Annotated in this window: 12 protein-coding genes; 6 read left to right on the top strand and 6 right to left on the bottom strand. The window is 71.8% G+C overall.

Annotation, left to right across the window (positions count from 1 at the left end; genetic code table 11):
- Positions 1–10 precede the first annotated feature (10 nt).
- From BJ988_RS15095 to BJ988_RS15080, 4 genes are read right to left on the bottom strand one after another with little or no spacing between them, the layout of a single operon-like run.
- Complete coding sequence (locus BJ988_RS15095; protein WP_179658711.1) at positions 11–439, bottom strand: Zn-ribbon domain-containing OB-fold protein; 429 nt, start codon at positions 437–439, stop codon at positions 11–13.
- The gene (locus tag BJ988_RS15090; protein ID WP_179658710.1) at positions 436–1611 is read right to left on the bottom strand and encodes a thiolase domain-containing protein; all 1176 of its coding nucleotides are present in this window, start codon (positions 1609–1611) and stop codon (positions 436–438) included. The genes BJ988_RS15095 and BJ988_RS15090 overlap by 4 nt, the downstream gene beginning before the upstream one ends.
- Positions 1608–2825: a CaiB/BaiF CoA transferase family protein gene (locus tag BJ988_RS15085; protein WP_179658709.1), complete on the bottom strand. Its 1218-nt coding sequence runs from the start codon at positions 2823–2825 to the stop codon at positions 1608–1610. Before BJ988_RS15085 ends, BJ988_RS15090 begins: the two co-directional genes overlap by 4 nt.
- A complete protein-coding gene (locus tag BJ988_RS15080) occupies positions 2826–3599 on the bottom strand; it encodes an enoyl-CoA hydratase-related protein (protein ID WP_179658708.1) in 774 nt (257 codons plus the stop codon).
- Between the two features lie 173 nt (positions 3600–3772).
- Here BJ988_RS15080 and BJ988_RS15075 point away from each other — a divergent pair, with 173 nt between their 5' ends.
- Genes BJ988_RS15075 through BJ988_RS15050 form a run of 6 tightly spaced genes read left to right on the top strand, consistent with a single transcriptional unit; the run spans position 3773 to position 10390 of the window.
- The gene (locus BJ988_RS15075) at positions 3773–4990 is read left to right on the top strand and encodes a CaiB/BaiF CoA transferase family protein (protein WP_179658707.1); all 1218 of its coding nucleotides are present in this window, start codon (positions 3773–3775) and stop codon (positions 4988–4990) included.
- Between the two features lie 31 nt (positions 4991–5021).
- On the top strand, positions 5022–6164 hold the full coding sequence (locus BJ988_RS15070; protein WP_343051624.1) for an acyl-CoA dehydrogenase family protein: 1143 nt from the start codon (positions 5022–5024) through the stop codon (positions 6162–6164).
- Entirely contained in the window at positions 6161–7207 is a 1047-nt protein-coding gene (locus BJ988_RS15065; protein ID WP_179658705.1) for an acyl-CoA dehydrogenase family protein, read from the top strand. The genes BJ988_RS15070 and BJ988_RS15065 overlap by 4 nt, the downstream gene beginning before the upstream one ends.
- Positions 7204–8430, top strand: a complete 1227-nt coding sequence (locus BJ988_RS15060) for an acyl-CoA dehydrogenase family protein (RefSeq protein ID WP_179658704.1) — start codon at positions 7204–7206, stop codon at positions 8428–8430. The genes BJ988_RS15065 and BJ988_RS15060 overlap by 4 nt, the downstream gene beginning before the upstream one ends.
- 3 nt (positions 8431–8433) lie before the next feature.
- Entirely contained in the window at positions 8434–9531 is a 1098-nt protein-coding gene (locus BJ988_RS15055; RefSeq protein ID WP_179658703.1) for an acyl-CoA dehydrogenase family protein, read from the top strand.
- A gap of 22 nt (positions 9532–9553) precedes the next feature.
- Positions 9554–10390 (top strand): enoyl-CoA hydratase-related protein, encoded by an 837-nt coding sequence (locus tag BJ988_RS15050; protein ID WP_179658702.1) that lies wholly within the window; start codon positions 9554–9556, stop codon positions 10388–10390.
- 11 nt (positions 10391–10401) lie between these two features.
- Here the strand turns inward: BJ988_RS15050 and BJ988_RS15045 are convergent, their stop codons facing one another.
- Complete coding sequence (locus tag BJ988_RS15045) at positions 10402–11532, bottom strand: acyl-CoA dehydrogenase family protein (RefSeq protein WP_179658701.1); 1131 nt, start codon at positions 11530–11532, stop codon at positions 10402–10404.
- A complete protein-coding gene (locus tag BJ988_RS15040; RefSeq protein ID WP_179658700.1) occupies positions 11529–12755 on the bottom strand; it encodes an acyl-CoA dehydrogenase family protein in 1227 nt (408 codons plus the stop codon). The genes BJ988_RS15045 and BJ988_RS15040 overlap by 4 nt, the downstream gene beginning before the upstream one ends.
- Between the last annotated feature and the right edge of the window lie 16 nt (positions 12756–12771).

The raw sequence follows: 12771 nt of genomic DNA, 5'->3' as shown, positions 1-12771 counted from the left end.
TCCCGCGTCGTCAGGAGCCGGCGCGCGGGGTGAACCGGAGCGCCGGCGGGTTGCCGTCTCCGGCCTCGAACAGCGCCGTCACGGGGAGGCCGACCGCTAGCTGGTCCTCTGTGCAGCCGACGACGTTGGTGAGCACGGTGACGCCGATGTCGAGGGTGACCCAGGCGATCACGAACGGGGTGTGCTTGGCCCAGGCGCCGAACCCGCGGCGTACGACCGAGTAGCTGTAGATCTCCCCGTGGCCACTCACCCGTGGCCACTCGACGGCGTCGCCCGTGCACCGGGGGCAGAAACCGCGGGGATACCAGAAGTGCTGCTCGCAGGCGGTACAGAACGGCACCACCAGGCTGTCCTGCTCGGCCGCGGCCCAGTAGGGGCGGGTCTCGGGGTCGAGGACCGGCGGGTCGGTGGGCAGGCCGGGCGGGAAGTAGGTGCTCATGAGAACTGCTCCAGGACGAGTGCGGCGCTGTAGTGGCGCTGGGAGAGCCGGAAACCGGTGCCCGCGACGAGGGCGAGCTCGCAGTCGGGCACCTGGACGGCGGGGGTCGCCTCGCCGCGCAGTTGGCGTACGGCTTCGATGACCTTGGTCATCCCGCCACGGTTGCCGGGGTGGTTGTTCATCAGTCCGCCGCCGTCGGTGTTCACCGGCACCCGACCGCCGGCGGCGGTGAGACCGAGATCCTCGACGTACGCCCCGCCTCGGCCGCGCTCGGCGAAGCCGAGATCCTCCAGAGCCAGCAGGACGGTGATCGTGAACGAGTCGTAGAGGCCGAGGTAGTCGATGTCGCGAGGACCCGCGCCGGCCTCGGCGTACGCCTGCTCGCCGGCGCGTCGGTTGGCCGAGTAGGTGAGGTCGACATGCCCGAACGCGGCGTCCTTGTGGGCCTCGCCGTAGCCGCGCAGGAGCGCGCCGCGGCGGCCGAGGTCGCGGGCGAGGTCGGGGTGGACCACCACCAGCGCGCCGCCGCCGTCGGTCATCACGCAGCAGTCGAGGCGGTGCAGCGGGTCGGCGATCAGGGGCGACTCGAGCACCTGCCCGACCGTCAGCGGCTCCTGGAGCTTGGCGTTCGGGTTGTGCTTGGCGTGCTCGGAGGCGGCGACCCGCACCCAGGCGAGGTGCTCAGAGGTGGTGCCGAACTCGTGCATGTGCCGCCGAGCGACCAGTGCGTAGTCGGCGACCGGGCCGTAACCGCCGCGGAAGCCGTTGCTCTCGAAGCTCGCCGCCGGGCCTGGGGCGGCTTCGAGCGCCGCACTCTTGGTGCTCGCCTGGCTCGGCAGCCCGGCGAGGGTGATCACCGCGACCCGGCAGTGCCCGGCGGCGATGGCCGCTGCCGCCTGACCGACATAGGCGACGTACGTCGCTCCGCCGAGCTCGCCGGAGGCGGTGACCCGCGCCTGGATGCCGAGATACTCCATGAGGTCTATCGGGCCGAGGCCGGGGGCGGTCGCGTCGCAGAAGAAGCCGTCGACGTCGGCGAGGGTGAGCCCGGAGTCGGCGAGCGCGCCGAGGACGACCTCGCGGTGCACCTGGTGGAGCGTGTGGTGGGGCAGCTTCCGCGCGGGGTGCTCGTAGGCGCCCACGATCACGGCGGCTCCGTTGAGGGAGTTCATCGAACGGCTCCGATCGTCTCGACCAGCACGCCCTCGTCGAGGAGCGTCTGGACGTCGGTGGGGGACAGGGACGTCTCCTGCGCGACCTCCCTGGTGTGCTGGCCCAGGAGCGGGGCGGGCGGCAGCGCGACCGGGTGGGTCGGGGAGAACGTCGCGGGGTAGGGGGCGAGCCGCAGTGGGCCGGCCACCGGATGGTCGACCGGCTCGAAGAAGCCGACCTCGCGCAGGTGCGGGTCATCGAGCAGGTCGCCGAGGGTGCGCACCTCGATCACCGGGATGTCCGCGGCGCGCAGCGCCTCGATCCAGTAGGCGGACGGGTGTTTGGTGAGCTCTCCCTCGACGAGCTGGTAGAGCTCGTCGATGTGCTGCGTACGCCCGGTGATGGTGCGGAACCGAGGCTCCTCGGCGAGCTCGGGCCGGCCGATCAGATCGAAGAACGACAGCCACATCCGGTCGGTGTAGACGACTACGCCGAGGTGGCCGTCGCTGGTGGCGTACGGGTGCCGGAACGGCGACATCAGCCGTGGGTAGCCGGTCTCTCCGCGGGGCGGGTCGTAGGTGTGCCCGCCCTGGTGGTCGAGGAGGTTGAAGGCCACCATCGCCTCGAACATCGGCACGGTGACGATCCGGCCGAGGCCGGTCCGCTCGCGAGCGAGCAGTGCCGCGAGGATCGAGTTCGCCGCGACCAGGCCGACGGTCTTGTCGGCGATCGCCGACCTCACGTACGCCGGCTCGCCGCCCCCGCCCTGGACGGCGGCCATCCCGCTGACGGCCTGGATCACGTCGTCGTACGCCGCCAGTCCGTCATAGCTGCCGCCCGGCCCGAATCCGACCAGGCTCGCGACCACGCAGCGCGGGTTGGTCTCCACGATCCGCTCCGGTGCCAACCCGAGCCGGGCGACCGCCTGGGGGCGCAGGTTGGTGACGAACACGTCAGCGGTGGCGGCCAGCTCCAGGAGCAGGTCGCGGCCGCGGGGGTCCTTCAGGTCGACCGCGAGGCTGCGCTTGCCGTGGTTGGCGCTGAGGAAGATCGGACCCAGCCCGAGGCCGTCGTGGTCGAGGATCCCGCGGGTGAGGTCGCCGCTCGGCTCCTCGACCTTGATCACCTCGGCGCCGAGCCGGGCCAGCTGCATCGTGCAGTAGGGCCCCATGAACGTGGTGGTCAGATCGAGGACGCGGAGACCGTCGAGCAGATCCGTGGACGGTGTCGGCATCTACCTGCTCGCGTCCTTGCCCGGGCGCTTCTCGGCGAAGTCGGCCAGGTAGGCGCGGAAGGCCTCGTCTCGGGTCGACTCCGCCTGGGCCCACGCCTCGGTCGCGATCGACTCCTCGAAATCCGCCCTCGTGGCCCCGTCGACGGAGCGTTTGACGGCCCGGCTGAGTCCAGCGCGGGACGCGTATGTCGCAGCCAGCGCATGCGCAGTCGTGAGCGGGTCCTCGGCGTCGAGGTCGCTCAGGCCGATCTCGCGGGCTCGGGACGCGTCGATGATCGCGCCGTCCAGCAGCAGCGACAGCGCCCGTGAGCGGCCCACGCGCTCGACAAGCATCCAGGTGCAGCCACCGCCCGGGTGCAGGCCGATCTGGGTGAAGGTGGGCCCGAAGCGGGCCCTCGGGCCGGCCACGATCAGGTCGCAGGCAAGCGCGATGTTGAGTCCGGCGCCGATCGCGGTGCCCTGCACCGCAGCCAGGGTTGGCACGGCGAGGTCGCGCAGGCCGAGGAACGAGGCGTACACCCCGCGGAGGTGGTCGCGGATCTCCTCGGTCGGCCGGTCGAGATCGCCGAACATCTCGTTCAGGTCGGCGCCCGCGCAGAAACCGCGTCCGGCGCCGGTCACGACGACGGCTCCGACGGTGTCGGTCGCCGCGGTGTCGGCGATGGCGGTTCGGAGGTCGGCCAGGAGGCCGAGATCGAGGGCGTTGAGGCGGTCAGGAGCGTTCAGGGTGATCGTCCGGACCGGTCCGTCATCGGTAACGAGGACGCGGGTCATGGGCACTCCTCCGGATGGGCTACGGGCTCGCCAACACCGTACTTGACAAAAGCGTCAAAAGAAAGAAGCGGTCGACGGCGCCTGGCAGGCAAAGGATGTTCGGAACCAGTTGACGCTATCGTCAACTCGATCTAGTGTCCTAGGTCACACAACGTTCTCACCGAGGGGTACGCATGTCTGACAACCAGGTGCTTTCCGGAATCCGCGTGGTCGAGCTCGCGGCCTGGACCTTCGTGCCCACTGCGGGCGCCGTTCTGGCCGACTGGGGAGCCGACGTCCTCAAGATCGAGCATCCCGAGACCGGCGACCCGCAGCGTGCACTGATCAACTCGGGAATGGTCCCCGGCGCCGGGGACATCAACCACTTCGTCGAGCAGCCGAACCGCGGCAAGCGCAGCGTCGGGATCGACGTGGCCAACCCGAAGGGCCGCGAGGTGCTCTTCAAGCTCATCGAGTCGGCCGACGTGTTCGTCACCAACCTGCTGCCCGACTCCCGCAAGCGCCTGGGCATCGAGCCCGAGGACCTGCGCAAGATCAACCCCAGGATCATCTACGCCCGCGGCCACGGCTACGGCACCAAGGGCGACGAGGCGGACCGCGGCGGCTACGACCTGGCGGCCTACTGGTCGCGTGGCGGCATCGGGGATGCGTACGCTCCGATCGGCGGTGGCTACCCGCCGATCCAGCGCCCGGCCTTCGGTGACCTGTTCGCCGGGTTCGCGCTCGCCTCGGGCATCGTCGGCGCGCTGTTCAAGCGCGACCGCACCGGGGAGGCGTCGCTGGTCGACGTCTCGCTGGTCTCGACCGCGATGTGGCAGATCGCCACCGACGTCGTCGCCGCGGGCGTCACCGGCAACCCGATGCCGAAGTACGACCTGGACAAGATGCCCAACCCGGTCACCAGCCTCTACCAGACCTCCGACGGCCGGTTCCTCGCGTTCGTACTGCTGCAGGCAGACCGGTTCTGGAAGGAGTTCTGCGAGCGGCTCGGCCGCCCGGACCTGATCGAGGACGAGCGCTTCGCCAACGCCGGGGTCCGCTTCCAGAACAGCGCGGAGTGCGTCACCGAGCTGCGGGCCGCCTTCGGCGCGCAGCCGCTGGAGCACTGGAAGAAGGCCTTCGACGGCTTCGAGGGCGTCTGGGACGTGGTGCAGAACGCCGTCGACCTCCACTCCGACCCGGTCGTGATCGCCAACGGCTACCTGCCCCGGCTCAAGGACGGCCGCGACAACGAGTTCGCCGTCGTCGACAGCCCGGTCCAGTTCGACGAGCAGCCCAACGCGCGCAGCCGAGCCCCCGAGCACGGCGAGCACACCGAGCTGGTGCTGATCGAGGCCGGGTACGACTGGGAGGACCTGCCCGCGCTCAAGGAGAGCGGGGCGATCCTGTGACGGCGGTCGCCAACCGATGGTTGCCGCAAGGGTGACCACGACCAGACGCCCTCACCTGCCACAGGTCGCTGTCGAGAGCGAGGACCTGCTCGACCTGCGCCGACAGGTGCGGGCGTTCCTCGACGAGGAGTTCGGCAGCGGCCGGATCACGCCGCAGGTCGACTCGTGGCTGACCGGCTGGGACGAGGAGTTCACCCGCCGGCTGGCCGCGTGCGGCTGGCTGGGAATGACGATCCCGACAGCGTACGGCGGGCGGGGACGTACGTTCCTGGAGAGGTTCGTGGTCACCGAGGAGTTGCTCGCCGCCGGTGCGCCACTGGCCGCGCACTGGATCGCCGACCGGCAGATCGCGCCGTCGGTGCTGAAGTACGGCACCGAGCACCAGAAGCGCACGCTGCTGCCGGCGATCGCGGCGGGGGAGACCTACTTTGCGATCGGCATGTCCGAACCCGACTCAGGCTCGGACCTCGCCTCGGTGCGCACCCGGGCGACCCGCGACGGCGACGGCTGGCGGATCAGCGGCACCAAGGTCTGGACCTCCGGGGCTCACCGGGCGCACCGGTTCATCGTGCTGGCCCGTACGGCGCCGGTCGACGAGCGCGACAGGCATGCCGGCCTGAGCCAGTTCGTAGTCGACCTGCGCGTGCCCGGGGTCGAGGTGCGGCCGATCGTCTCGATGGACGGGCGGCACCACTTCAACGAGGTCTTCCTCGACGAGGTGCGCGTGGCCGAGGAGTGGGTCTTCGGCACGATCGGCGCGGGCTGGGAGCAGGTGACCTCCGAGCTCGGCTACGAGCGCAGCGGACCGGAGCGGTTCCTGAGCACCTTCCCGCTGCTCGCCGCGCTGCTGTCCGCCGAGAGCCCCGGCGCCGAGGTGGGTCGCGCGCTGGCGCGCACCGCGGCGCTCCACCAGCTCTCCTCCGCGGTCGCCGGTGGACTCTCTCGAGGCGAGTCGGTCGACATGGCCGCCGCGATCACCAAGGTGCTGGGCACCGCCCACGAGGGCGACGTCGCCGAGCTCGGCGGCACGGTGGTCGGCGAGACCGCGACCGACGAGCGGCTGGCTCGGCTGGCGGCCACGGCCCTGGCCCAGCGCCCCGGGTTCACCATCCGGGGCGGCACCAACGAGATCCTGCGCGGCGTGATCGCGCGCGGCTGGGGACTGCGCGGATGACCGGAACCGAGGTGGCCGTCGACCCGGAGCTGGCCGCGCTCTTCGACAAGGTGCTCGCCGACTGGCGCGCCGCCCGGCCGTCCGCGGGCGCGACCCTCGACATGGATCGGACGCTGTGGGGGCGGCTGACCGAGCTCGGTCTGACCCGGCTGGCCCGCGAGGCCGACTGGCCCACCCTCGCCGAGCTGCTACGCGCCGCGGCCCGTCATGCTGCCCCGGTGCCGCTGGCCGAGCACGACGCCCTTGCCGGATGGGCCCTGGCAACGGCTGGGATCGAGGCCGACGACCAGATCCGTACGCTGGCCCGACTCGACTCCGCCGGCCTCGACCCGGCCGTGCCGTGGGCCTCGCAGGCCGACCGGATCGTCGGGCTCTGGCCCGCGGACGGGTCCTGGTTCGTGGCCGACCTCGCCGCGAGCGAGGTCATGATCGTCGCCGGCCGCGACCTCGCCGGCGCGCCTCGCGACCGGGTCAGCGTCGACCCGGTCGCACTGAGGGCCGCCGTGGAGATCTCGGCGGAGGTCGCGACCGCGCTCGGCCTGCGCGGCGCGCTCGTACGGGCGGTGCAGGCGAGCGGGGCGATCGAGCGCATCGTCGACCTGTGTGTGCGGCACGTCACCGAGCGTCACCAGTTCGGCCGCCCGCTGGCCCGCTTCCAGGCGGTGCAGCACCTGGTCGCCGACGCCGCCGCCGAGGCGACGCTGCTCACCGCGGCGACCGCCGCAGCGGTCGCGTTGGCCGCGGCGTACGACTCCTCCCAGGCGACCCTCGCCGAGCTGGAGCGGGCGGTCGCGGTGGCCCGCTCGGTGCTCGGCGTGTCCGCAGACGTGGTGGTGCGGAACGCCCACCAGGTGCACGGCGCGATCGGGACGACCCTGGAGCATCCGCTGCAGGAGCTGACCCGGCCGGTGCTGGCCTGGCGCAGCGACTACGGCTCCGTACGTCACTGGGACCGGCGCGTCGCCGAGATCGTGGCCTCTGCCGGCACCGACCCGTGGTCCGCACTCATCGGACGCATCGAGCATGAAGGAGAGACGCGTTGACCAGCACTGGTGAGACCCCGGGCTTCCGCGAGGAGGTGCGGGCGTTCCTGCGCGCCGAGCTGCCCGCCGACTGGCAGGGTGTGGGCGCGCTGCCGGCCCCTGAGCGGGCGGAGTTCGTGGCGCGCTGGCGCAAGATCGCCGGGTCGCGCGGCTACCTCGCGGTGGCTTGGCCCGAGGCGTACGGCGGCCGGGGGCTGACCAAGGTCGACCATCTGGTGGTCGTGGAGGAGTTCTCCCGAGCGAGGGTGCCGGTCGGCACCCCGGGTGACACCGTCTCGATCAAGATGCTGGGCAACACGGTGAACAAGTGGGGCACGCCGGAGCAGAAGGCGCGGATCCTGCCGAGGATCATCTCCGGCGAGGACGTCTGGTGCCAGGGCTACTCCGAGCCGGAGTCCGGCTCGGACCTCTCCAGCCTGCGTACGAAGGCGGTGCTGCGCGAGGGCGAGTGGCACATCGACGGGCAGAAGATCTGGACCTCCAACGCGGCGGGCGCCAACTGGATGTTCGCGCTGACCCGCACCAACCCCGACGCTCCCCGGACCCAGGGCATCACGATGCTCATCCTGCCGATGGACCAGCCCGGAGTCGAGGTGCGCCCCATCGAGATGCTCAGCGGTGGCCGCGACTTCTGCGAGGTCTTCTTCACCGACGCGCGTACGCCGGCCGAGAACGTGATCGGCGCCGTCGACGACGGCTGGACGGTGGCGAACTCGCTGCTCAGCCACGAGCGCGGCGAGGAGGCGGCGGTCAACCCGGTGCTGTTCGGGCTCGAGCTCGCCCGGCTGCTGGACCTGGTGCGCGAACGCGGCGCCGAGCGGAACCCGGCCGTCCGGGCACGGGTCGCCGCGGCGTACTCCGAGCTGTTGGTGATGAAGGCGATGGGTGACCGGATCCTGGCCTCGTACGTCCGTGGTGGGACGCTGGGACCGGAGGCGTCGGTCGCGAAGCTCTACTGGAGCGAGTACCACCAGCGGCTCTCCGCTATCGCGGTCGACGTCCTCGGCTCCGACGCGCTCGTCTGGGAGGGCGACCTGCCGATGCGCTGGTTCCGCGCGGACGACCCCGGCGCGCCGAACACCTCGGCCTCCTGGCTCGCCGTTCACCTGCAGAACTCGCTGGCCGGCACCGTCTACGCCGGCACCTCGCAGATCCAGCGCAACATCATCGCCGAGCGGGCCCTCGGCCTGCCTCGCGAGCCGCGTGTGACGAAGGAGCGTTGAGCGATGGAACGGCTCGACTACGACGAGCAGGCCGACTACCGCGACTGGATCCGGGAGGGGCTGGCCCGGCTGGCCCCGCTGGATCGGTCCCGGGTGCTGGTCGAGGAGGGGCGACGGACCGACCTGCGTGCCGGGCTGGGCGAGATGGGGGTGCTCGGGCTCGCGGTCGGTGCCGAGCACGGCGGCGCCGACGCCGGGCCCGAGGCACTGGCGATCTTCCTGGAGGAGGCCGGGCGGGTGCTGCTGCCCGCGGCTCACCTGACCTCGGTGGCGGTCGTGCCGTTCGTGCTTCGCCAGGACCTCGCCGGGGCCGGGCCTGACCTGCTGGCGGCGCTGGCTGGCGGTGAGGCCGTCGTGACGATCGCCGACCTCGACGATCCGGAGCGGCCGGTGACGCTGGCTGACGGGTCGGCGACCGGCACCAAGGTGGCGGTGATCGATGCGGACGTGGCGACCCATGCGCTGGTCGTCGTCGGGGACGCGATCGTGGTCCTGGACCTGGCCGGGCCCGGCGTACACGTCGAGCACCTGGACAACCTGGACCGGACCCGCCCGGTGGCTCGGCTGCACCTCGAGGCCGCCCCCGTGGTCCCGCTCGGCCTGGCGGATGCCGCCACGGTCATCGCCGAGGCTCGTACGCTGCTCCGGCTGGCCATCGCCACCGAGACTGCCGGCCAGGTGGCGGCCTGCTGCGACCTCTCGGTCGACTACGCCAAGACTCGACACCAGTTCGGTCGGCCGATCGGCGGGTTCCAGGCGGTCAAGCACGCCTGCGCGGACATGTTCGTCGCCGCTCAGGCGACCTCCGCGGCAGTCGCGGCGGCGTACGCCTCCTGGTTCGACGAGCCCGGGCATCGTGATCTCGTCGCCCCGGCGACGATCGCCTACGCGCTGCGGGCCGGGTTCGACGTGGCCGCCTCCACCATGCAGATCCATGGCGGCATCGCGTTCACCGCCGAGGCGACGCCGCAGCTCTATCTCAAGCGCGCCAAGGCTGCTCAGCTGCTCGCCGGCGGGGTCGACGCGACCACCGACTGGCTCGCCGCCGCGATCCTCGACGGGGCCACAGACCCGCTCGCGCCGATCCTCGGCCGACCCTGACCAGCCCGAAAGGACGGCACCGATGCCACAGCACATCAGCGTCGAGGTGGCCGACGGCGTCGCCACGGTGACCTTCGACAAGCCCGAGCGCAGGAATGCCTGGGACCCGGTCATGGAGCGGGAGTACTTCGCCGAGCTGGACCGGCTCGACCGTGACGACGAGGTCCGCGCGATCGTGGTGACCGGTGCGGGGAGCACCTTCTGCCCCGGTGTCGACGCCCAGCGCCTGGAGTCGGCCGTCGGCACTGGCATGAACCTGTCCGGCCGCGTCTCGCCGACCACGGCGGCTGGCTACCGCAAACCGATCGTGGCCGCGATCAACGGGGCCTGCGCAGGCATGGGCCTGGTGCAGGCGCTGATGTGCGACGTACGCTTCGCCGCCCGCGGCGCCCGGTTCACCACCGCCTTCTCCCGTCGCGGGCTCGCGGGGGAGTACGGCATCACCTGGATCCTGCCGCGGCTGGTCGGCATCGAGAACGCGCTCGACCTGCTGCTCTCGGGCCGGGTGATCGAGGCCGACGAGGCCCGCGAGCTCGGCCTCGTCAGCCGCGTCGTCGAGCCCGACGACCTGCTCGACGCTGCCCAGACGTACGCCGCCGACCTCGCCCGGCACTGCTCCCCGACCTCGATGGCCCTGATCAAGAACCAGGTCTGGAGCGGACTGGACACCGGCTTCGACGAGGCGCTCGCCGGCACCTATCGAGCCATGGCGTACGCGGCTGGTGGCCGTGACTTCGGCGAGGGCGTGGCCAGCTTCCTCGAGCGCCGGGACCCGGAGTTCGCCCCGCTCGACCCCGACCTCGCGCCCGAGGAGATCACCGGCCGCCGCGTCGCCCAGGCTGGTGACCTCCTCAGCTGATCAGACGCTGATCAGACGCCGAGGGTGGCGAGCAGGCGCTCGTGATAGACCGCGGGGCCGCCGAACATGAGCTGGTCGGCCTTGGCGCGCCGGTAGTAGAGGTGGGCCGGGTGCTCCCAGGTGAACCCGATCCCGCCGTGGACCTGGATGTTCTCGGCGGCGACGTACATGAACGCCTCTGAGCACACCGAGTGGGCGACGGCAGCGGCCACGGCCGCCGGTGGGGCGTCGTCGAAGCCGTCAGCGGCGCGGAGTCCCTCGGTGGCGGCGGCGTCGGCGAGGGTGACCCGGGCGAGCATGTCGGCGAGCTTGTGCTTGACCGCCTGGAAGGAGCCGATCGCGCGGCCGAACTGTTCGCGTTCCTTGGCGTACGCCACGGCCATCTCCAAGCAGGCGCGGGCGGCGCCGACCTGTTCGGCGGCCAGGGCGACGCTGGCGCGGACCAGTACGTCGGCGAGGATCTGCCGTGCGGCGCCGAGGTCGCCCACCAGGACCGCGGGCGTCTCGGAGAGGGCGACGCGGGAGATCGGCCGGGTGATGTCGAGCGTACGCAGCGCGCCGGCGCTCAGCCCGGCGGCGCCGGCGTCGACGGCGAAGAGCGCGGGCCCTGCCGGGGTCGAGGCTGCGACCAGGAGAAGGTCGGCGCTGCTGCCTTCGGGGACGAGCGTCTTCTCGCCGGTGAGCACCCAGCTGCCGCCGTCCTCCCGGGCGGTGGTGGCGAACCCGTCGGTACGCCACGCCCCATCCGCCTCTACCACTGCGAGCGTGCCGACCACCGACCCGTCCGCGATCCCCGGGAGACGGGTAGAGCAGGCGGTCTCGTCACCCGACGCGAGCAGTGCCCCGGCAGCGAGGATGACTGAGGAGAAGAACGGCCCGGGCGTCATCGCGCGCCCCATCTCGCCGAGCACGATGCCGAGCGTGACCAGACCGAACCCGTCCCCGCCGTACGCCTCCGGGATCGCCATCGCCGGCAACCCCAGCTCGGTGGCGAGCCGCCGCCACAGGTCGACGTCGTAGCCGGGGTCGGCGGCCACAGCCCGGCGTACGGCCTGCTCGCCGCTGTACTCGGCGAGAAAGGCGCGGACCGTGCCGCGCAGGTCCTCCAGCTCGCCCTCGGTGATGGTCGTGGTCTTGGTCATGACGGCTCCTTCGGAAGGCCGAGGACACGCTCGCCCAGGATGTTCTTCATGATCTCCTCGGTGCCGCCGAGGATGCGGAAGGCCGGGGCGGAGAGCAGCAGCTCGTTCCACGAGAACGTGCCCCACTCGCCGGTGTCCGCTGTCAGCCGCGGGCCGACCAACTCGGCGGCCAGGTGGGCGATCCGGGTGAGGTTCTGCGCCCACAGCAGCTTGGAGACCGAAGCCTCCGGGCCTGGCTGGGCGCCGCTGCGCAGCCGCCGGATCGTGGCTCGGTTGAGGTATTCGGCCGCGGTGAGGTCCGCGGTGATCTCGGCCAGCCGGCGGCGCGCGGCCGCGTCCTCGCCGTGCCCGGACTCGTGCAGCAGTGCGGCCAGGAACCCGTCGGACAGCACCCGGGCGACCCCGGTGGAGGCCTCGTTGCCCACGCTTGCCCGCTCGTTCATCAGCGTCGTGAGCGCGACCCGCCAGCCGCCGTTCACCTCGCCGAGCCGATGGTCGTCGGGCACGTGGACGTCGGTCAGGAAGACCTCGTTGAACTCCGCGCCGCCGCTCATCTGTCGCAGCGGCCGCACCTCGACGCCGGGCAGTGACAGGTCCACCAGGAACGCGGTGATCCCCTTGTGCTTGGGCGCGTCGGGGTCGGTGCGGCACAGCGCCATCCCGATCTGGGCGTGCTGGGCGACCGAGGTCCAGACCTTCTGGCCGCGCAGCACCCAGCCGTCCTCGGTGCGCGAGGCGCGGGTCTGCACCCCGGCGAGGTCGGAACCGGCGCCGGGCTCGCTGAAGAGCTGGCATGCGATCACCTCACCGCGGAACATCGCCGGCAGATAGCGGTCCCTGACCTCGTCGCGCCCATGAGCCAGGATCGTCGGCCCGATCATCCCCAGTCCGATCAGCGAGAGCACCCCGGTGTCAGGCACGTCGTACTCCGCCTCGATCTGGTCATAGACCAGATCGTGCACCCCGCTGAGCTCACGGCCGCCGTACGACTCCGGGCCGGTGATCCAGCCGAAACCGTTCTCGTAGCGGGTCCGCTGCCAGGCCCGGGCCTGGTCGACCAACGCCTGCTCCACCTCGGGCGGATCCTCGCTGAAGTATCCGGTGTGGTCCTCGCCCTTGCCCCAGATGACGGCGTCGGTGCTGCGGCGCTCGGCGTGGGCGTCCAGGAACGCGCGGGCCTCGTCGGCGAACGCGGCGAGCGGGTCCGCCTCGGTCGTGGTCATCACACAGGTCTCCTAG

The sequence above is a fragment of the Nocardioides panzhihuensis genome (assembly GCF_013408335.1).
GTDB classification, from domain to species: domain Bacteria; phylum Actinomycetota; class Actinomycetes; order Propionibacteriales; family Nocardioidaceae; genus Nocardioides; species Nocardioides panzhihuensis.
This window is presented reverse-complemented; position numbering and strand designations above follow the sequence as displayed.

Bases quoted from the DNA above. Each gene is read 5' to 3' on its own strand.
- BJ988_RS15095 (WP_179658711.1), bottom strand. From the start codon at position 439: ATGAGCACCTACTTCCCGCCCGGCCTGCCCACCGACCCGCCGGTCCTC.
- BJ988_RS15090 (WP_179658710.1), bottom strand. From the start codon at position 1,611: ATGAACTCCCTCAACGGAGCCGCCGTGATCGTGGGCGCCTACGAGCAC.
- BJ988_RS15085 (WP_179658709.1), bottom strand. From the start codon at position 2,825: ATGCCGACACCGTCCACGGATCTGCTCGACGGTCTCCGCGTCCTCGAT.
- BJ988_RS15080 (WP_179658708.1), bottom strand. From the start codon at position 3,599: ATGACCCGCGTCCTCGTTACCGATGACGGACCGGTCCGGACGATCACC.
- BJ988_RS15075 (WP_179658707.1), top strand. From the start codon at position 3,773: ATGTCTGACAACCAGGTGCTTTCCGGAATCCGCGTGGTCGAGCTCGCG.
- BJ988_RS15065 (WP_179658705.1), top strand. From the start codon at position 6,161: ATGACCGGAACCGAGGTGGCCGTCGACCCGGAGCTGGCCGCGCTCTTC.
- BJ988_RS15055 (WP_179658703.1), top strand. From the start codon at position 8,434: ATGGAACGGCTCGACTACGACGAGCAGGCCGACTACCGCGACTGGATC.
- BJ988_RS15050 (WP_179658702.1), top strand. From the start codon at position 9,554: ATGCCACAGCACATCAGCGTCGAGGTGGCCGACGGCGTCGCCACGGTG.
- BJ988_RS15045 (WP_179658701.1), bottom strand. From the start codon at position 11,532: ATGACCAAGACCACGACCATCACCGAGGGCGAGCTGGAGGACCTGCGC.
- BJ988_RS15040 (WP_179658700.1), bottom strand. From the start codon at position 12,755: ATGACCACGACCGAGGCGGACCCGCTCGCCGCGTTCGCCGACGAGGCC.